The 21,174-nt window shown below is 70.3% G+C and carries 17 protein-coding genes; 10 read left to right on the top strand and 7 right to left on the bottom strand.

Features of this window, described 5'->3' with window-relative positions; genetic code table 11:
• Nucleotides 1–10 precede the first annotated feature (10 nt).
• On the bottom strand, nucleotides 11–949 hold the full coding sequence (locus BKE41_RS29610) for a metal ABC transporter substrate-binding protein (protein WP_043075106.1): 939 nt from the start codon (nucleotides 947–949) through the stop codon (nucleotides 11–13).
• Nucleotides 950–1,105: 156 nt separating this feature from the next.
• Between BKE41_RS29610 and BKE41_RS29605 the strand changes: the two genes are divergently transcribed.
• The 7 genes from BKE41_RS29605 (at nucleotide 1,106) to BKE41_RS29575 (ending at nucleotide 10,873) form a co-directional block, all read left to right on the top strand.
• Nucleotides 1,106–1,639, top strand: a complete 534-nt coding sequence (locus BKE41_RS29605) for a Spy/CpxP family protein refolding chaperone (protein WP_012322477.1) — start codon at nucleotides 1,106–1,108, stop codon at nucleotides 1,637–1,639.
• A 92-nt stretch (nucleotides 1,640–1,731) separates the two neighbouring features.
• Nucleotides 1,732–3,492, top strand: a complete 1,761-nt coding sequence (locus BKE41_RS29600) for an ABC transporter ATP-binding protein (RefSeq protein ID WP_071000599.1) — start codon at nucleotides 1,732–1,734, stop codon at nucleotides 3,490–3,492.
• 103 nt (nucleotides 3,493–3,595) lie between these two features.
• The gene (locus BKE41_RS29595) at nucleotides 3,596–4,684 is read left to right on the top strand and encodes a branched-chain amino acid aminotransferase (protein ID WP_071000598.1); all 1,089 of its coding nucleotides are present in this window, start codon (nucleotides 3,596–3,598) and stop codon (nucleotides 4,682–4,684) included.
• Between the two features lie 183 nt (nucleotides 4,685–4,867).
• Entirely contained in the window at nucleotides 4,868–6,670 is a 1,803-nt protein-coding gene (locus tag BKE41_RS29590) for a hypothetical protein (RefSeq protein ID WP_024828012.1), read from the top strand.
• A 134-nt stretch (nucleotides 6,671–6,804) separates the two neighbouring features.
• Nucleotides 6,805–8,091: an oxalate/formate MFS antiporter gene (gene oxlT, locus BKE41_RS29585; RefSeq protein WP_024828013.1), complete on the top strand. Its 1,287-nt coding sequence runs from the start codon at nucleotides 6,805–6,807 to the stop codon at nucleotides 8,089–8,091.
• A gap of 145 nt (nucleotides 8,092–8,236) precedes the next feature.
• A complete protein-coding gene (oxc, locus tag BKE41_RS29580) occupies nucleotides 8,237–9,982 on the top strand; it encodes an oxalyl-CoA decarboxylase (protein ID WP_012322472.1) in 1,746 nt (581 codons plus the stop codon).
• 195 nt (nucleotides 9,983–10,177) lie between these two features.
• A complete protein-coding gene (locus tag BKE41_RS29575) occupies nucleotides 10,178–10,873 on the top strand; it encodes an esterase (protein ID WP_024828014.1) in 696 nt (231 codons plus the stop codon).
• 3 nt (nucleotides 10,874–10,876) lie between these two features.
• Here BKE41_RS29575 and BKE41_RS29570 read toward each other — a convergent pair whose 3' ends face one another.
• From BKE41_RS29570 to BKE41_RS29560, 3 genes are all read right to left on the bottom strand, one after another.
• Nucleotides 10,877–12,055, bottom strand: coding sequence for an HPP family protein (locus tag BKE41_RS29570; protein WP_024828015.1), 1,179 nt, complete (start codon nucleotides 12,053–12,055; stop codon nucleotides 10,877–10,879).
• Between the two features lie 83 nt (nucleotides 12,056–12,138).
• Complete coding sequence (gene frc / locus BKE41_RS29565; RefSeq protein ID WP_012322469.1) at nucleotides 12,139–13,389, bottom strand: formyl-CoA transferase; 1,251 nt, start codon at nucleotides 13,387–13,389, stop codon at nucleotides 12,139–12,141.
• A 55-nt stretch (nucleotides 13,390–13,444) separates the two neighbouring features.
• On the bottom strand, nucleotides 13,445–13,918 hold the full coding sequence (locus BKE41_RS29560) for a PAS domain S-box protein (protein ID WP_012322468.1): 474 nt from the start codon (nucleotides 13,916–13,918) through the stop codon (nucleotides 13,445–13,447).
• Nucleotides 13,919–14,313: 395 nt separating this feature from the next.
• Between BKE41_RS29560 and BKE41_RS29555 the strand changes: the two genes are divergently transcribed.
• The gene (locus BKE41_RS29555) at nucleotides 14,314–14,967 is read left to right on the top strand and encodes an ABC transporter ATP-binding protein (protein ID WP_012322467.1); all 654 of its coding nucleotides are present in this window, start codon (nucleotides 14,314–14,316) and stop codon (nucleotides 14,965–14,967) included.
• A gap of 136 nt (nucleotides 14,968–15,103) precedes the next feature.
• On the top strand, nucleotides 15,104–16,345 hold the full coding sequence (locus BKE41_RS29550; RefSeq protein WP_012322466.1) for a capsule polysaccharide transporter: 1,242 nt from the start codon (nucleotides 15,104–15,106) through the stop codon (nucleotides 16,343–16,345).
• Nucleotides 16,346–16,385: 40 nt separating this feature from the next.
• On the opposite strand, the gene BKE41_RS29545 is transcribed toward BKE41_RS29550, so the two are convergent.
• Nucleotides 16,386–16,982, bottom strand: coding sequence for a hypothetical protein (locus BKE41_RS29545; protein ID WP_024828016.1), 597 nt, complete (start codon nucleotides 16,980–16,982; stop codon nucleotides 16,386–16,388).
• Nucleotides 16,983–17,219: 237 nt separating this feature from the next.
• On the opposite strand from BKE41_RS29545, the gene flhA reads away from it, so the two are divergent.
• Nucleotides 17,220–19,367 carry a flagellar biosynthesis protein FlhA gene (flhA, locus tag BKE41_RS29540; RefSeq protein WP_012322464.1) on the top strand — a complete coding sequence of 716 codons (2,148 nt, stop codon included), beginning with the start codon at nucleotides 17,220–17,222 and terminating at the stop codon, nucleotides 19,365–19,367.
• A gap of 182 nt (nucleotides 19,368–19,549) precedes the next feature.
• On the opposite strand, the gene BKE41_RS29535 is transcribed toward flhA, so the two are convergent.
• Together BKE41_RS29535 and fliJ are read right to left on the bottom strand one after the other, a co-directional pair.
• On the bottom strand, nucleotides 19,550–20,617 hold the full coding sequence (locus BKE41_RS29535) for a lysylphosphatidylglycerol synthase domain-containing protein (RefSeq protein ID WP_053621323.1): 1,068 nt from the start codon (nucleotides 20,615–20,617) through the stop codon (nucleotides 19,550–19,552).
• Between the two features lie 142 nt (nucleotides 20,618–20,759).
• The gene (fliJ, locus tag BKE41_RS29530) at nucleotides 20,760–21,167 is read right to left on the bottom strand and encodes a flagellar export protein FliJ (protein WP_012322462.1); all 408 of its coding nucleotides are present in this window, start codon (nucleotides 21,165–21,167) and stop codon (nucleotides 20,760–20,762) included.
• Between the last annotated feature and the right edge of the window lie 7 nt (nucleotides 21,168–21,174).

The following is a 21,174-nucleotide window of genomic DNA, read 5'->3' as shown; positions in this document are numbered from 1 at the left end:
CGCGGCGGGGCTAGCCCGGCATCAGCGCCGCGTCGAACGCCTTGAGGTTCGACCGCATCAGATCGAGATAGGTCGCGGCCGGACCGCCCGGCGCCGAGAGCGCGTCGGAATAGACCTTGCCGCCGACGCGGGCGCCGCTCTCGCGGGCGATCTGCTGCATCTGGCGCGGATCGCTGATGTTCTCGAGGAACACCGCCGGCACGCGCTCCTTCCGGATCTGGCGGATGATCGCCGCCACGTCCCGCGGGCTCGCCTCGCTGTCCGTCGACACGCCCTGCGGCGCGATGAAGCGCAGACCGTAGGCCGCCGCGAAGTAGCCGAAGGCGTCGTGGGTCGTGATGATCCGCCGCCGCTCCGGCGGAATGCGGGCGATCGCCGCCCGCACGTCCCGCTCCAGCGCGTCGAGCTCGGCGAGATAGGCGGTGGCCGCCGCCCGATAGGCGTCGGCATGGGCCGGATCGACCTTTGCGAGGCCGTCCCGGATGTTCGCCACGTAGATCCGCACGTTGGCGACATCCTGCCAGGCATGCGGGTCCACGGCGTGGTCGCCGTGCCCGTGGTCGCCGTCGCCGTGGGCGTGCTCGTCCTGCGCGGGGATCGGCTTCACGCCCGCGGAGGCCACCACGACGGGGGCGCGCGTTCCGGAAGCTCGGATCAGCCGGTCGAACCAGCCCTCCAGCCCGAGGCCGTTGACGAACACGATGTCGGCTTCGGCGAGCTTGCGCGCGTCGGCCGGGGACGGGCTCAGGCCGTGGGCATCGGAGTCCGGCCCGACCAGCGTCGCCACCGTCACGTGCGATCCACCGACCTGCCGGACGAGGTCGCCGAGGATCGAGAACGTCGCCACCGCCCGGACCGGCCCGTCCTGCCCGGCAGCCGAGGCCGGCCCCGCCGACCCGAACCACAGGGACAGGATCGCGAGCGCCGTGATCCGGAATGTTCTCGCCACGCGCCGCACCGCTCCACCTGCCCGATTCCCCGTCGCGCCTGCCACTAATGTAACATTGTTACATACACAAGCGGGATACACGGTCGGTGCCTCATGCGCGGCGTTGGGCGCCGCCGCGGGCCGCGACGACGTCCCGAGCGTAAGACGGAGATGTTCATGTCCCGACGTATGAGAGCGGCCATTCTCATCAGCGGCGCCCTCGGCCTGGGGCTCGCCGGCGCGGCCTTCGCGCACGATCACGGGCCCGGCGGATTCCGCGGGCACGGGCGCTGGAGCGCGCTGACGCCCGAGGACCGCGCGGCCTTCACGGATGCCCGCATCGCCGCCCTGCATGCGGGCCTGAAGCTGACGCCCGACCAGGAGAAGCTCTGGCCGCCGGTCGAGGCGGCGATCCGCGACATGGCCAAGCTGCGCCAGCAGCGCCGCGCGGCGATGCGCGACCGGCCGAAATTCAGCGACGACGCCCCGGCGGCGCTGCGGGCGATGGCGGACGCGGCGAGCGCGCGGGGCGACGCCCTGCGCAAGCTCGCCGACGCGTCGCAGCCGCTCTACGCCAGCCTCGACCCCGATCAGAAGCGGCGCGCCCTGATCCTCGCCCGGCCGATGGGCCCGATGGGCGGCCACGGCATGCGGGGCGGCTGGCAGCGCGAGCACGACGACGATCGCGGGCCGCGCGGCGAAGACCGCTGAGCAAAAGCCTTGATCCGCGGCGGCGGCGGCGGCAAACCGCTGCCGCCGCGCATCCTGACCGGGGGCGGCACTGATCCGACCCGGTAGGTCTCATGGCGCGCCTTCCCGGCGACACGGCTCCCCTCCTCGCCCGGCTCTGGCGCACCTGGCTGTACCCGCACCGGGCCACCCTGGCGGTGGTGCTGGTGCTCATCGCGCTGGTGGGCGCCTCGACGGGGCTCTACCCCGCGCTGATCAAGGCCGCCTTCGACGCCTTCGACCGCAAGGACGCCGCCGCCATCGCGTACGGACCGCTGGTGGTGATCGTGGTCACGGCCACGCGCGGCTTCGCCCTCTACGGCCAGACGATTCTGACCAACCGCGTGGTGACCCGGGTCGAGGCCGATATGCAGTCCGCGCTCTACGGCCACCTGATCGACTCGGACCTCGCCCAGCTCGGCCGCGAGAGCCCGGCGGCGCTGACACAGCGCTTCACCACCGACTTCGCCTTCATCAAGGAGGCGCTGACCCGCATCTCGACGGTCCTTCTCCGCGACATCGCGATGCTGATCGGGCTCGTGGCCGCGCTGATCTGGATGGATCCTGTGCTGACCCTGGTGGCCGGTGTCACGGTCCCGTTCGTCGCCGGGCCGATCGGGCGGATCGGCCGGAAGCTGCGGCGGGTCTCGACCTCGACCCAGGAGCAGATGGGCGCCACCGCCAGCCTGATCTCCGAGAGCCTGCAGGGGGCCCGGGTCGCCAAGACTTTCGCCATGGAGAGCTACCTTAAGGGCCGCGCCGCCGCCGCCCTCGACGAGGTGCGCCGCCTCAAGATGAAGGCCGCCAACGCCCGCGGCCGCCTCGACCCGCTGCTGGAGATCGGCGGCGGCATCGCGGTGGCGGGCGTGCTGGTGCTGGTCGGGCAGCGCGTGCTGGCCGGGGAGAAGACGGTCGGCGACTTCACCGGCTACGTGGCGGCGCTGCTGCTCGCGGCGCAGCCGGCCCGGGCGCTTGGCAACCTCAACGCCATCCTGCAGGAGGCCGCGGCCGCGCTGCGGCGCTACTTCGACGTGATGGACGAGGTTCCCACGATCCGCGAGGCGCCGGACGCCCGGCCGCTGGCGATCGCGGGCGGCGGCATCCGGTTCGCGGACGTGCATTTCCGCTACCGGCCGGACGCGCCGGCGCTGGAGGGCATCGACCTCGCGGTTCCCGCCGGCTCCGTGACGGCGCTGGTCGGGCGCTCGGGCTCCGGGAAGTCCTCGCTGCTCAACCTCGTTCCGCGCCTCTACGACGTCACCGGCGGCGCGGTGACCATCGACGGCCAGGACGTGCGGACCGTCACGCTGGCCTCGCTGCGCGCCGCGGTCGCGGTGGTGTCGCAGGAGGTCGTGCTCTTCGACGACACGATCGCCGCCAATATCGGCTTCGGCCGGCCCGGAGCGACGCGCGCGGAGATCGAGGCGGCGGCCGCGGCCGCCGCGGCCCACACCTTCGTCACGGCCCTGCCGGAGGGTTACGGCTTCCGGGTCGGATCGGGCGGCGGCCGGCTCTCCGGCGGCGAGCGGCAGCGTGTGGCCCTCGCCCGCGCCTTCCTCAAGGACGCGCCGATCCTGCTCCTCGACGAGGCGACCTCGGCCCTCGATTCCGAATCGGAGCGCCTCGTCCAGGAGGCGCTGACCCGGCTGATGCGCGGCCGGACCACCCTGGTGATCGCCCACCGGCTCTCGACGGTGCGCGAGGCCGATCAGATCGCCGTGATGGACGCCGGCCGCGTGATCGAGATCGGGCGGCATGACGACCTGCTCGCGGCCGGCGGCCCCTACGCGCGCCTCCACCGGTTGCAGCTGTCGGAACCGGCGACAGCGGAGTGACACGCAGGGTGACTCGCATGTGCGGCGACGCCGTCATGCGCCGGCTCCGTAGATTCGCGCGCCGGAGCGCGCCATAAGGGCCTCAGTCGATGAGGACCACACCGTGAGCGACCTGACGTTCGAGATCCAAAGTCATCCCACGCCGCGGACCGCCGAGGAGCGGGCCGCACTGATGGCGAATCCAGGCTTCGGCAAGGTGTTCACAGACCACATGGTGGTGGCGCGGTACACGGCCGGCCGCGGCTGGCACGACGCGCGGATCCAGGCCCGCGAGGCCATCCCGCTCGACCCCGCCGCCGCGGTGCTGCACTACGCGCAGGAGATCTTCGAAGGCCTCAAGGCCTACCGCACCGCTGACGGCGGCGCGGCCCTGTTTCGACCCGAGGCGAACGCCCTGCGGTTCCGCCGCTCGGCCGAGCGCATGGCGATGGCGCCGTTCCCCGAGGACGCCTTCGTGGAGGCGATGCGCAAGCTCGTCGAGATCGACCGCGCCTGGATCCCCGACACGGCGGACGGCAGCCTCTACCTGCGCCCGTTCATGATCGCCAGCGAGGCTTTTCTCGGGGTCAAGCCGGCCTCGGAATACCTGTTCGTGACGATCGCCTCGGCGGTGGGCTCCTACTTCAAGGATCCGACCGGGACGGTCACGGTGTGGATCTCGGAGCACTTCACCCGCGCGGCCCCGGGGGGAACGGGCGCGGCCAAGTGCGGCGGCAACTACGCCGCGAGCCTCGCGGCGCAGTCGGAAGCGGCGTCCCAGGGCTGCGAGCAGGTGGTGTTCCTAGACGCGGCCGAGCGCCGGTTCGTCGAGGAACTCGGCGGCATGAACGTGTTCTTCGTCTTCGAGGACGGCACGCTGGTGACGCCGCCGCTCTCGGACAGCATCCTGCCTGGCATCACCCGCGACTCGGTGATCACCCTGGCCCGGGAGGCCGGCCTGACGGTCAAGGAGGAGCCCTACACGATCGACGCGTGGCGCGCCGACGTGCGGGAGGGACGCCTCACCGAGGCCTTCGCCTGCGGCACCGCCGCGGTGATCACACCGATCGGCACCGTGAAGGGCCGGGAGGAGAGCTTCACGATCGGGAACGGCAAGGCCGGCCCGGTGGCCCAGCGGCTGCGGAGTCTGCTGGTGGACATCCAGCGGGGCAATTCCAATGACGCCCATGGCTGGTTCCAGAAGATCTTCTAGGAGCCGTCTCCCGTCCGCGGCGGTGCATTCATCGTCGGGACGGCCGGGTTCACCGCTCGGACCCGGAGGGCGCCTGTCCAGCTCCTATCCTGAGGTCCCGGACGCCTCCGGGGCCGCCGTGCGGCCCCGCGGCCCGCGGCCGGCCGACCGGAGCGTCCGCCTCAGGATACGGCGGCCGCGCGCGTGACAGACGCGGCGGTCCGCTCCCCCGAGGCAGCGATCGGCCCCTGGAATCCGGGCGTCCGGTCCGATCTGCCGTCCGCGTTCGTGCCGCTGGTCACCGTCTACCGGCCAGAGCACGTCGAGACGCCGCTCCGCGACGCCCTGGATCTGAGCGACCTCTGCGGGCTGCCCGCCCGCCAGCTCACCCGGTTCCGGGCCGGCCGCCTCGTCGTCCACGAAGTCCTGATCCGGGTCATGTCGGACCTGTCCGTGCCGGTCGGCGCGGTCTACGCCGATCTCGGCGTGAACTTCCGCGCCATCGTCGCCACGATCCTGCGCGAGGGGATCGAGCCGCGCCTCGGCGAGATCGAGACCGCCCTCGCGGGGATCCGCGCCGAGGCCGACGCGGTGCTCGCCCGCGAGGTCGCCGCCATCCTGGACGACCGGCCTCCCCCGCCGCCGGAGCCGCGCTGGCTCGACCGCCTCCTCGGACGCCGCCCTCCGGCGCTCGAGGCCCCGCGCGAGGATCTCGCGACCCGCGCCCTGCGCCATCTGGAGACCTGGCAGCGGCGCGCCGCCGAAGCCGGCGACGCCCTGGAGATCGCCGCCTGCGAGGCTCTGCGTGCCGTCGTGGCCGGCCTGATCGCCCGGCAGAACACGGTCATCCGCGACGCGGCCCTGCTGCGGACCATCGCGGGGACGCTGGTCTCGAACGGCTACGGCAGCCGGCGCATCGGCGAGCAGATCGAGCCCTGGATCGACGCGGTCGTGGAGGCGCAGCGCTACCGGCGGCTGGCGCCCCAGGATCATCCGGTGGTGATGAACGTGAAGGGTGCCTCGGCGTCCGGGAAGAGCACGATCCGCCCCTACCAGCTCGGCCTCGCCAGGCGCCTGGGCATGGCGTGGTCGGATTTCGCGGTGATCACCCCCGATGTCTGGCGCAAGTACCTCCTCGACTACGACAGCCTGGGCAAAGCCTCCCGCTACGCCGGGACGCTGACCGGCTACGAGGTCGAGATCATCGATATGAAGCTCGACCGCTACGTCACCCGCAAGGCGGCGGAGCGGCGGATCTCGAACCTGCTGATCGACCGGTTCCGGTTCGACAGCTTCCAGGCCGAGGCCGGCTCGGACGGTGGCGGCCAGCTGCTCACTCGGTTCGGCGATCGGGTCTACATGCAGTTCATGGTCACGCCCCCGGCCGATACCGTGGAGCGCGCCTGGAAGCGCGGCGAGCTGTTCGGCCGCTACAAGGCCGTGGAGGACCTGCTGGCCCACAACGTCGAGGCCTATACCGGGATGCCGCGCCTGTTCTTCAACTGGGCGCTCGCACGCGACAAGCAGGTGGTCTGCGAGTTCCTCGACAACAGCGTGCCGCTGGGCGAGCGCCCGCGCACCATCGCGTTCTGGGCGGACGGGATCCTCAACATCCTCGACGTGAAGGGGTTGATCGACATCGACCGCTTCCGGAAGGTCGACATCTTCGCCCGCGGCCCCGAGGCGGTGTTCAAGGGCGCCGACCTCTCTGCAGCCGCCAACACCACCTTCCTACGGGAATGCCTGCGCCGGATGGCCACCGTCCGATTCGTTCAGGCCGAGACCGGGCGGGCGATCCTGCGCCTCGACCGAGGTCGGATCACCGCGCTGGATCGGGACACCCTGGCGGCGGTGAAGGCGGGCCCGGACTGGGAGGCCGCCTGTGCGGCCATCGGCTTTCCGGCCGATCCGAGTTCCATCCCTACCCTGGAGGAGACGCTGCACCCGGCTGACGCGCCGACGCTCGGCGCGTGGGGCCCGATTCCTGCAGCGGGGCAAACGGAATAATATCGCCGCCCTGACAGTTCATCCGGTCCGTCTCACGCTGGTATATTGCATACCTAGAACGGATGTGCATGATCGTCGGTGCACCAGAGACGCCGCCACAGCAAGGCCGCGCCGCCCAAGAGAGAGGCTCAGGGATGGAACGCCAGGATTCGCCGTCGGCGAAATGGTGGCAGCTCGCCTTCGGCGTGATCTGCATGGCCATGATCGCCAACCTCCAATACGGTTGGACACTGTTCGTGGACCCGATCGATCAGCGTTACCACTGGGGCCGCGCGGCGATCCAGCTCGCATTCACGCTGTTCGTCGCCACCGAGACCTGGCTGGTTCCGGTCGAGGCTTGGTTCGTCGACCGCTACGGTCCGAAGATCGTGGTCGCCTTCGGCGGCGTGATGATCGCCCTCGCCTGGACCATCAACGCGTACGCCGACAGCCTGGCGATGCTCTATCTCGGCGCCGTCATCGCCGGCATCGGAGCGGGCTCGGTCTACGGCACCTGTGTGGGCAACGCGCTCAAGTGGTTCCCGGATCGCCGCGGCCTCGCCGCCGGTGCCACCGCGGCCGGCTTCGGCGCGGGTGCCGCCATCACGGTGGTGCCGATCGCCCGCATGATCGCGTCCAGCGGCTACCAGGACGCATTCCTGTATTTCGGCATCGGCCAGGGCGCCGTGGTCCTCGCCCTCGCCTTCCTGCTGCGCAAGCCGTCGACCAACACGCCGGTCCAGCGCAAGAAGACGCGCCTGCCGCAGACCAAGGTCGACCGCAGCCCGCGCGAGGCGGTGCGCACCCCGGTCTTCTGGGTGATGTACGTGATGTTCGTGATGGTCGCCTCCGGTGGCCTGATGGCGGCGGCGCAGATCGCCCCGATCGCCCACGACTTCCAGGTGGCCGGCGTCCCGGTGAGCCTGTTCGGCCTGCAGATGGCGGCGCTGACGCTGGCGATCTCGCTCGACCGGGTCTTCGACGGGTTCGGCCGGCCGTTCTTCGGCTACGTCTCCGACAACATCGGCCGCGAGAACACGATGTTCATCGCCTTCTCGACGGCGGCGCTCGCGGTGATCGTGCTGCTGACCTACGGGCACATCCCGATGGTCTTCGTCCTGGCCACCGCGGTCTATTTCGGGGTGTTCGGCGAGATTTACTCGCTGTTCCCGGCGACCTGCGGCGACACGTTCGGCTCCAAGTACGCCGCCAGCAACGCCGGCCTGCTCTACACCGCCAAGGGTACCGCGGCCTTCCTCGTCCCCTTCGCCAGCATCCTGTCGGCGGCCTACGGCTGGTCGGCGGTGTTCACGCTGATCATCGTCCTCAACGTGACGGCGGCGGCGCTGGCGATGTTCGTCCTGCGCCCGATGCGGGCCCGCTACCTCGCCTCGGAAGACCAGCCCGCGGCGCTCGGCGCCCAGCCGATCCGGGCGGCCTGACCGGCCTCCCACCCCACGGCGTCGCGGAAGCGACGCCCAACCTTCCCGGATCTCCCGCCCGCCCCGTCTTCGGGAGCGCGGGGGATCCCCAGCCAGCCGGCGCCGAGCGCCGCCCGTCCAAACCGATCTTCCGGGAGAAACCGTGATGACCGCAGTCGCCAAGATCGTCCACACCGCCCCCGAGGTCGAGGCCGAGCCCGATCTGACCGACGGCTTCCACCTCGTCATCGACGCGCTCAAGCTCAACGGCATCGACACCATCTACGGTGTCCCGGGCATCCCGATCACCGATCTCGGCCGCATGGCCCAGGCCGAGGGGATGCGGGTCATCTCGTTCCGCCACGAGCAGCACGCCGGTAACGCCGCGGCGATCGCGGGCTTCCTCACCCAGAAGCCGGGCATCTGCCTCACCGTCTCGGCGCCGGGCTTCCTGAACGGCCTGACCGCGCTCGCCAACGCCACGACCAACTGCTTCCCGATGATCCTGATCTCGGGCTCCTCCGAGCGCGAGATCGTCGACCTGCAGCAGGGCGACTACGAGGAGATGGATCAGCTCGCCATCGCCAAGCCCCTGTGCAAGGCGGCCTTCCGCGTCCTGCACGCCGCCGATATCGGCATCGGCGTCGCCCGCGCGATCCGCGCGGCCTGCTCGGGCCGGCCGGGCGGCGTCTACCTCGACCTGCCCGCCAAGCTGTTCTCCCAGGTGATGGACGCCGAGGCCGGCCAGAAGTCGCTGGTCAAGGTGATCGACCCGGCCCCGGCCCAGCACCCCGCTCCCGAGGCGATCGCCCGGGCGCTCGAGGTCCTGAAATCCGCCAAGCGGCCGCTGATCGTGCTCGGCAAGGGCGCCGCCTACGCCCAGGCCGACGAGGCGATCCGCGCCCTCGTGGAGACGAGCGGCATCCCCTACGTTCCGATGAGCATGGCCAAGGGCCTCCTGCCCGACACCCACCCGCTCTCGGCCGGCGCGGCGCGCTCGACGGCGCTGAAGGACTCGGACGTGGTGCTGCTGATCGGCGCCCGGCTGAACTGGCTGCTGTCGCACGGCAAGGGCAAGAGCTGGGGCGAGCCGGGCTCGACCAAGTTCATCCAGATCGACATCGAGCCCCGCGAGATGGACTCGAACGTCGAGATCGTCGCTCCGGTGGTCGGCGACATCGCCTCCTGCGTCCAGGCACTGCTCGACGGCATGGGCCAGGGCTGGCAGCAGCCCCCGTCCGACTGGATCGAGACGCTCAAGACCAAGCGCGAGGCGAACATCGCCAAGATGGCGCCGAAGCTCATGAGCAACGCCTCGCCCATGAATTTCCACGCCGCGCTCGGGGCGCTCCGCACCATCATCAAGGAGCGGCCGGACGCGATCCTGGTCAACGAGGGCGCCAACACCCTCGACCTCGCCCGCGGCATCATCGACATGTACCAGCCGCGCAAGCGCCTGGACGTCGGCACCTGGGGCATCATGGGCATCGGCATGGGCTTCGCCGTCGCGGCCGCGGTCGAGACCGGCAAGCCGGTCCTCTGCGTGGAAGGTGACAGCGCCTTCGGCTTCTCCGGCATGGAGGTCGAGACGATCTGCCGGTACGGCCTGCCGGTCTGCATCGTGGTGTTCAACAACAACGGCATCTATCGCGGCACCGACACCGACCCGACCGGTCGCGATCCGGCCACCACGGTGTTCGTGCCGGATTCCCGCTACGACCGGATGATCGAGGCCTTCGGCGGCGTCGGCTACCACGTCACCACGCCGGACGAGCTGACCCGCGCGGTCAACGAGGCGATGAACTCGGGCCGCCCAGCCCTGGTCAACGCCGTCATCGACCCGGCCGCCGGCAGCGAGAGCGGCAACATCGGCAGCCTCAACCCCCAGAGCGGGATCAAGAAGAAGAAGTGAGGGCCGCGGGCGTCCTCAGCCCGGTCCCCTGACATCGACAGACCGGCCGGATCGCTCAGCGGTCCGGCCGTTCGTGAATGAGCGGCATCCTCTCAGGCCGATCCGCAGGTCCCCTCGCCCCTGTGGGAGGGGCAGGCCTTCGCGGCGGCAAGCTACGTCGCGCGATCCCAGACACCGATCCGACGAGTCCCCGCGATGATCGATCCCGACCTCGCCGGCCGCCTGCACTTCCGACACCGTCTCCCGACTGAGGAGCCCCTTCCCCCAGGCCGGCACGATCTCGGCCTCTTCGCCGAGCGCGACGCGGTGCTGGTGGTTCCCGAGGGTCTCGATCCGCGCCGCCCCTGCCCGCTCGTGGTGCTGTTCCACGGCGGCGGCGGCAGCGCCGAGCGGATCCTGCCGATGCTGGAGGCGCATGCCCGGACCGAGCGCTTCCTGCTCCTCGTGCCGCAATCCCTGTTTCCGACGTGGGACCTCGTCATCGCCGGTCACGGGCCGGACCGGGAGCGGGTCGCGGCGGCGCTGGATCACGTCGCTGACCGGTTCCTGCTCGATCCGCAGCGGCTCTGCTTCGCGGGCCACTCGGACGGCGGCAGCTACACGCTCTCCCTTGGGCTCGCCAACGGCGACGTGGCGCGCCACCTGATCGTCTCGTCGGCCGGGTTCCTGTCGGTTCACCTGCAGGTCGGGGCGCCGCGCATCTTCCTGTCTCACGGGACGCAGGACGAGCAGATCCCGATCGACCGGAGCGCCCGGGTCCACGTGCCGGCCCTGCGCGAGGCCGGCTATCCGGTGACCTTCGTCGAGTATGACGGCCCGCACGCCCACCAGCCGGCCGTGGTGGCGCAGGCCGTCGCGTTCTTCCTGGCGGACCCGGCCGAACGCCCCTGAGGCTCAGGCCAGGGCGGCCCGCGCCGGCGCGCGGGCGCGGACCGGTGCCTCGCGCGCGTCGGTCTCGGACAGGAGCGCCGGGATCAGGTCCGTCTGCGAGACGATCCCGACCAGGCGGCCGTCGGTGTCGACCACCGGCAGGTGGTGAAGCCCCGCCTCCGACATCCGCGGCACCAGCGCGGCCACGGGCGTGTCGGGACCGACCGGCTCGACGGCGCTCATGATGTCGGCCGCGCAGCCGTGAGGGGCGCGGCCGCGCTCGGCGGTGAGGCGCAGGCGGCGGCCGAGGCCGAGACGCGGCCCGTTCCGGTCCCAGGCGGCCTTGTCGAGCAGATCGGTCTGCGTGACGATGCCGAGGACGCGCGCGCCCTCGTCGGTGACCGGGAGCGCCTTGATCCGGTGACGGCGCAGCAGCCGCATGGCCTCGGACAGCGGCGCGTCCGGCGCCACCGCGATCACGTCGCGCGACATGATCGCCGCGCAGGTGATCGGCCCCGAGCGGCGGCCGTAGACCCGCATCTGCACGCGCCGCAGGATCTGCTCCAGGTCGCTCCGGTCGACGTCGAGAAGCTGGTCGAAATCCTCCAGCGCGGCATCGAGGTCCGAGGCCCGGAAGCCCACGCGGGCGCCGGAGGGCGGATCGGCCGTTCGCGGCCCGGCGGGTCGCAGGTGCGGGTAGGCGCGCCCGGTCAGGTTGTTGAACAGCAGGGCGGTTGTCAGCAGGAGCAGCGAGTTGGCCGCCACCGGCCACAGCACGAAGCCGTAGCCCAGCTCCCGGATCGCCGGGCCGCCGAGGACCGCCGTCAGCGCCACGGCCCCGCTCGGCGGGTGCAGGCAGCGCAGGGCCATCATCAGCGCGATCGCCACGCCGATGGCGCAGGACGCGGCCACGAACGGGTCGCCGATCCAGGCCGCCGCCGTGACGCCCACGAGCGCCGCCACGGTGTTGCCGCCGAGGATCGACCAGGGCTGCGCCAGGGGGCTCGCTGGCACGGCGAAGAGCAGCACCGCCGAGGCCCCCATCGGGGCGATCAGCACCGGCAGCGCCTCGGCCGGGACGGAGACCCGACAGACGAAACCGGTCGTCAGGATGCCCACGAGGGCACCGGCCGCGGAGCGCAGGCGCTCGCGCTTGCTGACCGGGGTCAGCTCCGGCAGGAAACGGCTGAGGAATGCGCGCATCGGATCCGGGGCTCGCACATGAAAAGGACGGCGCCGGGGGAGCGCCGTCCTGTCTCAGGAACGCTGAGGTCGGGCGGTCTCTATCAGACCGCGCGGGCCTCGTGCATCGCCCGGATCTGCTCCGGCGTGTAACCCAGGTCTGCGAGCACCTCATCGGTGTGCTCGCCCAGCAGTGGCGACGCCTTCACCTCGACTTTCATGTCGGAGAACTTGATCGGGCTTCCGACGGTCAGGTACTTGCCGAGCTTCGGGTGCGCCACCTCGACGACGGTGCCGCTCTCGCGCAGGGACTTGTCCTCGGCGATCTCCTTCATCGACAGCACCGGCGCGCAGGGGATGTCGTAGGTGCGCAGGATGTCGACCGCCTCGAACTTGGTCTTGTCGGCGAGCCACTCCTCGATCGTCTTGAAAATGTCGAAGATCTTGTCCTGGCGGGCCCGCGGCGTGTTGTAGCCCGGGTCGGTGATCCACTCCTCCTTGCCGAGCGCCTTGCAGATCGGCGCCCAGGCGTGGCCCTGGATGGTGAAGTAGATGTAGGCGTTCGGGTCGGTCTCCCAGCCTTTGCACTTCAGCACCCAGCCCGGCTGGCCGCCGCCGCCCGCGTTGCCGCCGCGCGGCACCACGTCGGAGAACTCGCCGTGGGGGTACTGCGGGTACTCCTCGAGGTAGCCGAGGGCGTCGAGGCGCTGCTGGTCGCGCAGCTTCACGCGGCAGAGGTTGATCACCGAGTCCTGCATCGACACGGCGACCTTCTGGCCCTTGCCGGTCTTGTTCTTCTGGTGGAGCGCCGTGAGGATGCCGATGGCAAGGTGCATGCCGGTGTTGGAGTCGCCGAGCGCGGCGGCGCTGACGGTGGGCGGCCCGTCCCAGAAGCCCGTGGTCGAGGCGGCACCGCCCGCGCACTGGGCGACGTTCTCGTAGACCTTCAGGTCCTCGTAGTGGTGACCGTCCGAGAAGCCCTTCACCGAGGCGAGGATCATGCCCGGGTTCAGCTCCTGGATGCGGGCCCAGGAGAAGCCCATCCGGTCGAGGGCGCCGGGGCCGAAATTCTCGACCATGACGTCGGAGTCCTGGATGAGCTTCTCGAGGACTTCCTTGCCGGCCTGGGTCTTGGTGTCGAGGGTGAGCGAGCGCTTGTTGGAGTTCAGCATCGTGAAGTAGAGCGCGTCCGCGTCCTCGACGTGGCGCAGCTGGGTGCGGGTCACGTCGCCGGCGCCGGGACGCTCGACCTTGATCACGTCGGCGCCGAACCAAGCGAGCAGCTGCGTGCAGGCCGGGCCGGCCTGGACGTGCGTGAAGTCGATGATCTTGATGCCTTCCAGCGGCTTGCTCATTGGGCGTTCTCCCTGTGCGGTTTGGTGATCGGGACCTTCGGCACGTCCGGCGGGATCAAGGTGCCCGGCGGTTCGCATCCGAGGAAGCTTCGAGTTCGGCCACGCGCTGGCGCAGGCGCTTCTCCTCGGCCCAGCGATCGGTCTCGTCGCGGATCACGGCGACGATCCCGGTCACGTGGTCGGAGGCGTCCCGCACCATCCCCACCGTGAAGGCGATGGAGAGCTGGTGGCCGTCCTTGTGGAGCGCCGGCACCCTCAGGGTCTCTGCCCCGTACCGGGTGACGCCGGTGCGCATGGTCTTGGCGTAGCCGTCCCAGTGGCGGCGACGGTGCCGCTCGGGCGTGATGAGGTCGAGGCTCTGCCCCAGCGCCTCGGCGGCGGTGAAGCCGAAGATGCGCTCGGCGGCCGGGTTCCAGACGGTGATGGCGCCGTCCGGATCGGACACAACCACGGCGTCGCCGATGGCCTCGACCAGACCGTCAAGTTCGGAGGGACCGGGCGCGGCCAGGGTCGGCCCGGTCGTCCTCATGGACGCCACCCGGTCGGCGGCGCGGATGAGAGGTGAATCGCGGCAGTCCGGCGCCTTGTCATGGGGCGGCCCTTCCTGAACGTCACGCGCGAGAACGGCGGTAAATTTCCGGTCCCGCATCCCTGAAGGGCCGTCACCCGCCCTCGTCGGTTGGTATTTGGTATGCCAAATGGGAAATGGCGTCAACCGAGGGAGTGACAGGTGGAACTTTTCTTCAAGCGGCCGAATGAGATCTCCGGCGAGGCCGAGGAGCGGTCGCACCCTGCCCGACCGAGTCGGCGTGTCTCGGCAAGGCGCTCATGTTGTTCTCAGATTCGCCGCTTTCGGCGAGCAGGAGATCGTGCGTCAGGCCGCTCGTACCGGCGGTTCGGCGAGCCGCCCGGGAGACCATTTCGGTGATCCGTTTCGAGAAAGTCAGCAAGGTCTACCGCACGGAGGGCCACCGGCGGACCATCTTGGAGCAGGTGTCGTTCACCCTGAAGCCGGGCGTCTCCTACGGCATCCTCGGCATCAACGGCGCCGGAAAATCGACCACGATGCGGCTGATCGCCGGCACCGAGGACGCGACGCGGGGCCGGATCCACCGCGGCCTCAGAGTGTCGTGGCCCCTCGGCTTCGCCGGCGGTTTCCATCCCAAGATGACCGGGCGCGACAACGTCACGTTCGTGGCGCGCATCTACGGCGAGGACCCGCGCAAGGTCCTCGATTTCGTCGAGGACTTCTCTGAGCTCGGAAGCTACCTCGACGTTCCGATCTACACGTACTCATCCGGCATGGGCGCGCGGCTCGCCTTCGGTATGAGCATGGCGATCCCGTTCGACTGCTATCTGATCGACGAGATCACCTCGGTCGGCGACGCGCGGTTCTCGAAGCGCTGCGACGAGGTCTTCTCGCAGCGTCGGAAGAACGCCGACATCATCATGGTCTCGCACTCGATGGAGACGATCCGCCAGTGGTGCACGCAGGGGCTCGTCCTGCTCAACGGCCGCGCGATCATCTACGAGGACGTGAACGACGCCATCGAGGTGTACCGGCGCCTCAACGCCTGACCGCGCCGGCGGCCGGCCGTGACGACATGCTTTTGCCGCCTCGCCGTGCGAGAGACGATCGCGGCGCCGCGTGCGGCGCGGTCGGGATCCCGGTGACGGATCGACCTTCGAGGCCGGGGAGGCCGGGAATCAGACCATGAACATGGAGATCCGGAAGGCCGAGGGGCAGCCGGTCACGCCCGCGGACCGCCAGCAGGCTGTCAGCGAGTCGCTGCGGCAGATCGCGCGCATGTCGCGCTTCGCCGACCGCAAGAAGGGAATCCGATCTTACCAGGCCGATGCCAAGAATGATCCCTGGATCCCGATCCTGTTCGTCGTCTGCTTCCTGCTGCCGACCCTCGCCGGCGCGGTCTATTACGGCCTGATCGCCTCGGATCGCTACGTCACCGAGGCGCGGTTCGCGATCCGGCCGGCCCTCGGCTCCGCCGAGAAGACGTCCTCGGAGACCGGGGGCACGAATTCCGGCATGGCGAACCAGATGGTGGCGCAGGACACGCTGATCACGCGCGAGTTCATCCTGAGCCGGCCGATGCTGGAGCTCCTCGAGGCGCAGCTGCCGCTGCGCCAGTGGTACAGCAACGATTCGATCGACTACTTCTCGCGGTTCGATCCGGAGAAGCCGATCGAGAAGTTCCTCCGCTACTGGAAGCGGCGCGTCGGCGTCGAGGTCGAGTCCGGATCCGGCATCCTGTCGGTGGAGGTCGAGGCCTTCGATCCCGAGGAATCCCTCGCCATCGCCAAGGCCGTCATGAAGGAGGCCGAGCGCAAGGTGAACGACCTCACCGTCAAGTCGCGCGAGGATGCGGTCGCCGAGAGCACGCGCGAGCTGCGGCTCGCCGAGGAGCGGATGACCAAGATCCGCCTCGCGACCCGCGACCTGCGCAATCGCGAGGGCGTGCTCGACGCTCAGAAGACGAACGACATCAACGTCAAGATGATCGCCGAACTGCGGGCCTCCCGAATCAACCTCGCATTGCAGCTCGCCATCGGACAGCGCGACCTCGGGCCCGACGCGCGCCGGATCATCGACATCAAGCAGCAGATCAAGGACATCGACGAGAACATCGCCCGGATCGAGCGGCAATCCGCCAGCCAGGATCCGGAGCAGAAGCGCCTGCTCTCGGACGCGTTGACCAAGTTCGAGGTCCTGGAGAACGACCGCAAGAACGCCGAGAAATACTATCAGCAGGTGCTGACCGCGCACGAGCGCGCGCGCATCATCGCGGCCCGGCAGATCGAGTTCTTCAGCCCGATCGTCGAGCCGGTGAAGGCGGAATCCTCCACCGAGCCGCGGCGGCTCCTGATGATCGGGCTGATCACCGCGGGCGCGGGCGTCCTGTTCGGCGCCGCGATGTTCGCCCGGAAGATGATGACCTGACCACCGCCCGGCCGGGCTTCCCGGGGACGGTCCGAGATCATCAGCGGCCGGACCCGGTGCCCCGGTCGTCGGCCGCCGGGCCGATCGTGCCGCCGGTCCAGCCCTGCGCCCGCCAGCCCTCGGCACGCTCGTCGAGATCGATCGACCCCGCATGGTCGAGAATGGACAGGACGCGCTCGGCCCGGGACTCGTCGGCGCGCACCGTCACCAGGGTGCCGCCCCGGCGCACGCCCTCGGCGTAGGTCTCGGCCTCGTCCGCGCTGAGACCCGCCGCCGTCAGGCCGCCGATCAGGCCGCCGGCCGCGGCCCCCACGCCCGCCCCCGTCACGGTGGCGACGAGCCAGCCCGCCGCCACCACCGGGCCGAGTCCCGGTATCGCCAGCAGCCCCAGGCCCGCGAGCAGCCCGGCGCCGCCGCCCAGCACCGTGCCGACCGTAGCGCCGGTGCCGGCGGAGTCGGCCGCATCCACCGGTCGGGGAACGGCGGCCCCCGGCGCCCGCGGCGGGGCCGCGGGCTCGTCGCGGTTCGCGATGATGCTGATGTCCGCGTGGGGAATGCCGGCGGCCTCCAGCCGGTCCACCGCACCTGCGGCGGCGTCGTAATCGTCGAACAGGGCGGTCAGGGCGCGCAGGGCCATCGAACTCTCCCGGGATTCGCGGGCCTGGGCCCGGAGACGTGGCGGCGGCGCGGGCGGCCCGGACGCGGGCTCGGTCGGATGCCGGATCGACGCTCTCGCCGTCCGATCAAGCGATCGCGGCGGCCCCGGTTCCCGTCACCGTCGGCCGTATCTTAACGCCGCGCTAACCATCCGGTCGGCAGATCTTGCCGGGTACGTCCCGGTCGCGTCCCGGGTGAGCGGCAGCGGGTGGCATCGATGGCAGAGACGGCGAGCGCGCCGGCACAGACAGGGGCGGCGGCCGTCCTCGGCCAGCTGACGCTGCCGACGCGCGGCGACCTCCAGGCACTGTCGAAGCGGTCGGACCTCCTCTTTGCCACCGGCGTGCTGGGGATCCTGGCGGTCCTCATCTTCCCGCTGCCGGCGATCCTGCTCGACCTGCTGCTGGCCGTGTCGATCATCATGTCGGTCCTGATCATGATGACCGGCCTGTCGATCGATAATCCGCTGGAATTCACCGTCTTCCCGACGCTGCTGCTCATCGCCACGATGCTGCGGCTCGCCCTGAACCTCGCCTCGACGCGCCTCATCCTCGGCCACGGCCACGAGGGCACGGCGGCGGCCGGCCACGTCATCGAGGCCTTCGGCCACTTCGTGATGGGGGGCAACTTCGTCATCGGGATCATCGTGTTCGCGATCCTGATCATCGTGAACTTCGTGGTCATCACGAAGGGCTCGGGCCGGATCGCCGAGGTCGCGGCCCGCTTCACCCTCGACGCGATGCCCGGCAAGCAGATGGCGATCGACGCCGACCTGTCGGCCGGCCTGATCGACGAGAAGGCCGCGAAGGCTCGGCGCGCGGCCCTGGAGGAGGAGTCCTCCTTCTTCGGCGCCATGGACGGTGCCTCGAAATTCGTGCGCGGCGACGCGGTGGCGGCCCTGCTGATCACCTTCATCAACGTGGTCGGCGGCATCATCATCGGCGTGGCGCAGCAGGGCCTGAGCTTCGGCGAGGCCGCCAAGAGCTACACCCTGCTGACCATCGGCGACGGCCTGGCGAGCCAGGTCCCCGCGCTGATCGTGTCGACGGCGGCGGGCCTGCTGGTCTCGAAGGCCGGCGTGCGCGGGGCCGCCGACAAGGCGCTCGGCAAGCAGCTCGCGCATTATCCCAAGGCGCTGGGCATGTCGGCGGCGGTGATGCTGCTGATCGCCCTCCTGCCCGGCATGCCGATGCTGCCCTTCGTCCTGCTGGGCGGCGGGGCCGGCTACGCGGCGTGGCGCATCAACAAGACCGCCAAGCTGGCGCCGCCCCTGGACGCTCAGGGCGTCCCGATGGATGCGGCCGCGGTCGCGGCGGCCAGCGCCGCCAAGGAGGAGACGGTCACCGACCTGCTGAAGCTCGACGACCTCAAGCTCGAGATGGGCTACGCGCTCCTCGCCCTGGTCAACGGCGAGGGCCAGGACCGGCTCACCGACCAGATCAAGGCCCTGCGCCGCCAGCTCGCCGCGGAACTGGGCTTCGTGATGCCGTCGGTGCGCATCCTCGACAACGTCCAGCTCGACGCCAACGCCTACGTGGTCCGGGTCAAGGAGATCGAGGCGGGCACCGGCCGGATCTTCCCGGGCCAGTTCATGGCGATGGACCCGATGGGCGGTCAGGTTCAGCTGCCCGGGCAGCACATGCTGGAGCCGACCTTCGGCCTGCCGGCGACCTGGATCGACGCGGCCCTGCGCGACCAGGCCCAGCTCAAGGGCTACACCGTGGTCGATGCCGCCACCGTCGTGTCGACGCATCTCACCGAAGTCATCAAGGCTCACGTCTCCGAGCTCCTCAACCACGTCGAGGTCTCGAAGCTGCTCCGCGAGCTGCCCAAGGAGCACGCCGAGCTGCTCAAGGAGATCGTGCCGTCGCAGATCTCCACCACCGGCATCCAGCGCGTGCTGCAGTTCCTGCTCGCCGAGCGGGTCTCGATCCGCGATCTCGGGGCGATCGTGGAGGCGGTCGCCGAGGTGGCGGGCGCCGTGAAGAACCCCCGCGACGTCGTCGAGCACGTCCGGGCACGCCTGGGCCGGCAGATCTGCGCGCAGTACCAGGATCCGAACGGCATGCTGCCGATCATCACCCTGTCGCCGGCCTGGGAGCAGGCGTTCATGGAATCGATCGTGGGCGAGCGCGAGGAGCGCTACCTCGCGATGCAGCCTTCGAAGCTCAGCGAGTTCGTCAACACCGTGCGCGACCGCTTCGAGACGGCGGCGCGCCAGGGCGAGATGCCGGTGCTGGTCACCTCGGCCCAGACGCGCCCCTTCGTGCGCTCGATCATCGAGCGCTTCCGCCGCGAGACGCCGGTGATGAGCCAGGCGGAGATCCACCCGCGGGCGCGGCTGCGGACGGTGAACTCGATTTGAGGATCGACCGGCCGCGGCGCCGGCGCTCTGCCGGGGCCGCCGCAGCCGCCACGTGGGCCCTCAGAGGCATCGGCGCGAACCGCGCACGCACGCGGCAAGACGATCCGGAGTGGTGTGCGGTGTGACGCTTGAGGGCCGACGTGACGGCGTGATGGCGCTCGTGGAGACGGCGTCCAGTCCTGTCAGATCGCCTTCTGCTTGAGCTCCCGCTCCATCTCGTGCGCGTCGAGGCCGGGAACGACGACGGGCGGCTCCGGCACGGCGGCCGCCTTGGGCCCGTGCGCGGCCGAGCCGATCGCCGCGGCCAGCCGCGAGCGCTCGAAGGCGATCACCACGATCACCGAGACCAGCGCCGGCAGCCAGAAATAGAAGATCCGGAAGATGATCACCGCCGCGATGATCGCGTCCTTCTGCGCCTCGTCGGTGATGTGCATCGCGGTGATGAACACGATCTCGAACACGCCGAGGCCGCCCGGCGCGTGCGAGGCCAGTGCCACCGAGAACGAGGCCAGGAAGATCGCCAGGACCGGGATGAAGCCGGGATTCATCGCCTCCGGCAGGGCGAAGTAGATGATGCCCGCCGCGCCCAGGAGCTCCAGCGGTGCCGCCAGAAGCTGGCGTCCCATGATGCCGGGCCGGGGATACTCGAGCTTGAACGAGCGGATGTGGAGCGGGCGCAGGTGCAGGATCGAGCCAAGCACGTACAGGCCGACGAAGCCCAGCATGCCGATGCCGACGATCAGCGCGGTCTTGGAATCGGTGAGGAAGCCCGGCAGCTTGCCCTCGAGCCGCGTCAGCAGGTGCGGATCGACCACCAGCGTGAAGCCGCCGAGGAGGACGGTCCCGAGGAAGAAGGTGAACGAGCAGAGCGCCACCAGCACGGCGACCTGCGCCGCCGTCAGGCCCTTGGCCGTGTAGGCCCGGTAGCGGACGAGCGCGCCCGAGAAGACCGAGGCGCCGATATTGTGCGACAGCGCGTAGGTCGTGAACGAGCAGAGCGAGACGAAGAGCCACGAGATGTGGCGGACGCCCAGATGCAGCAGGGCGATCCGGTCGTACCAGGCGAGTGCCGCGTAGGCGACCAGGGTCGAGAGGGCCGCCAGCAGGATCCGGTGCGGCGGGATCGCCAGAATCGCGGCCCAGATCGCCGAGAGCGAGGTCGTCTTCAATTCCTGGTAGAGGAAGTAGCCCGATATCACGACGGCCGCGAGGCCGATCAAGGGCCAGATGAACTCGCTGATCTTCTTCATGAACACCGACGCCCTGGGGAGAGCCCCTGATGCGCCGGCACGCGACGCGCTGCAAGCGGCATGAGACCGCCGCGATCCCCCTTGTCAGGTGATCGTGACGGTTTCGTGCCGCGGGAGCCGGTCAGCGGCCCGCCGGACCGCGTCAGCCCCGGGCGCGGTTGAGGCCGATCCCGTCCATGGCGGCCTGGTCGCGGGCCGATTCGGCAGCGCGCTCGGCGGTCCGCTCGCGATCGTTCAGGATCTCGACCTTCTTGAGCTCCTCGAACGCCTCGCCCAGTTCGGCCTTCGCCTCGGCGAGCTGGCCCTCGAGCGCCTGGGCGGACTGAATCATGTTGTCCCGGCGCGTCGCCGCCGCGCGGGCGTAGGTCGGGTAGGCGAAGTGACCGACGTCGGTGATGCCGGCCCGGGCCTCCTCGACGGCGACCTCGCGATCGAGCTCCACCGCCATGCGCTGGAAGTCGGCCATCATCATCTCGATCTGGGTCACGCGCCGGCGCTTCTCGTCGACCTGGAAGCGGCGCAGGCGGATCAGCGTGTCACGCGATTTCATCAGGACG

The organism is Methylobacterium sp. C1, assembly GCF_001854385.1.
Classification (GTDB): domain Bacteria; phylum Pseudomonadota; class Alphaproteobacteria; order Rhizobiales; family Beijerinckiaceae; genus Methylobacterium; species Methylobacterium radiotolerans.
The sequence above is the reverse complement of the archived record's forward strand: the minus strand, read 5'-3'. Positions and strand labels throughout refer to the sequence as shown.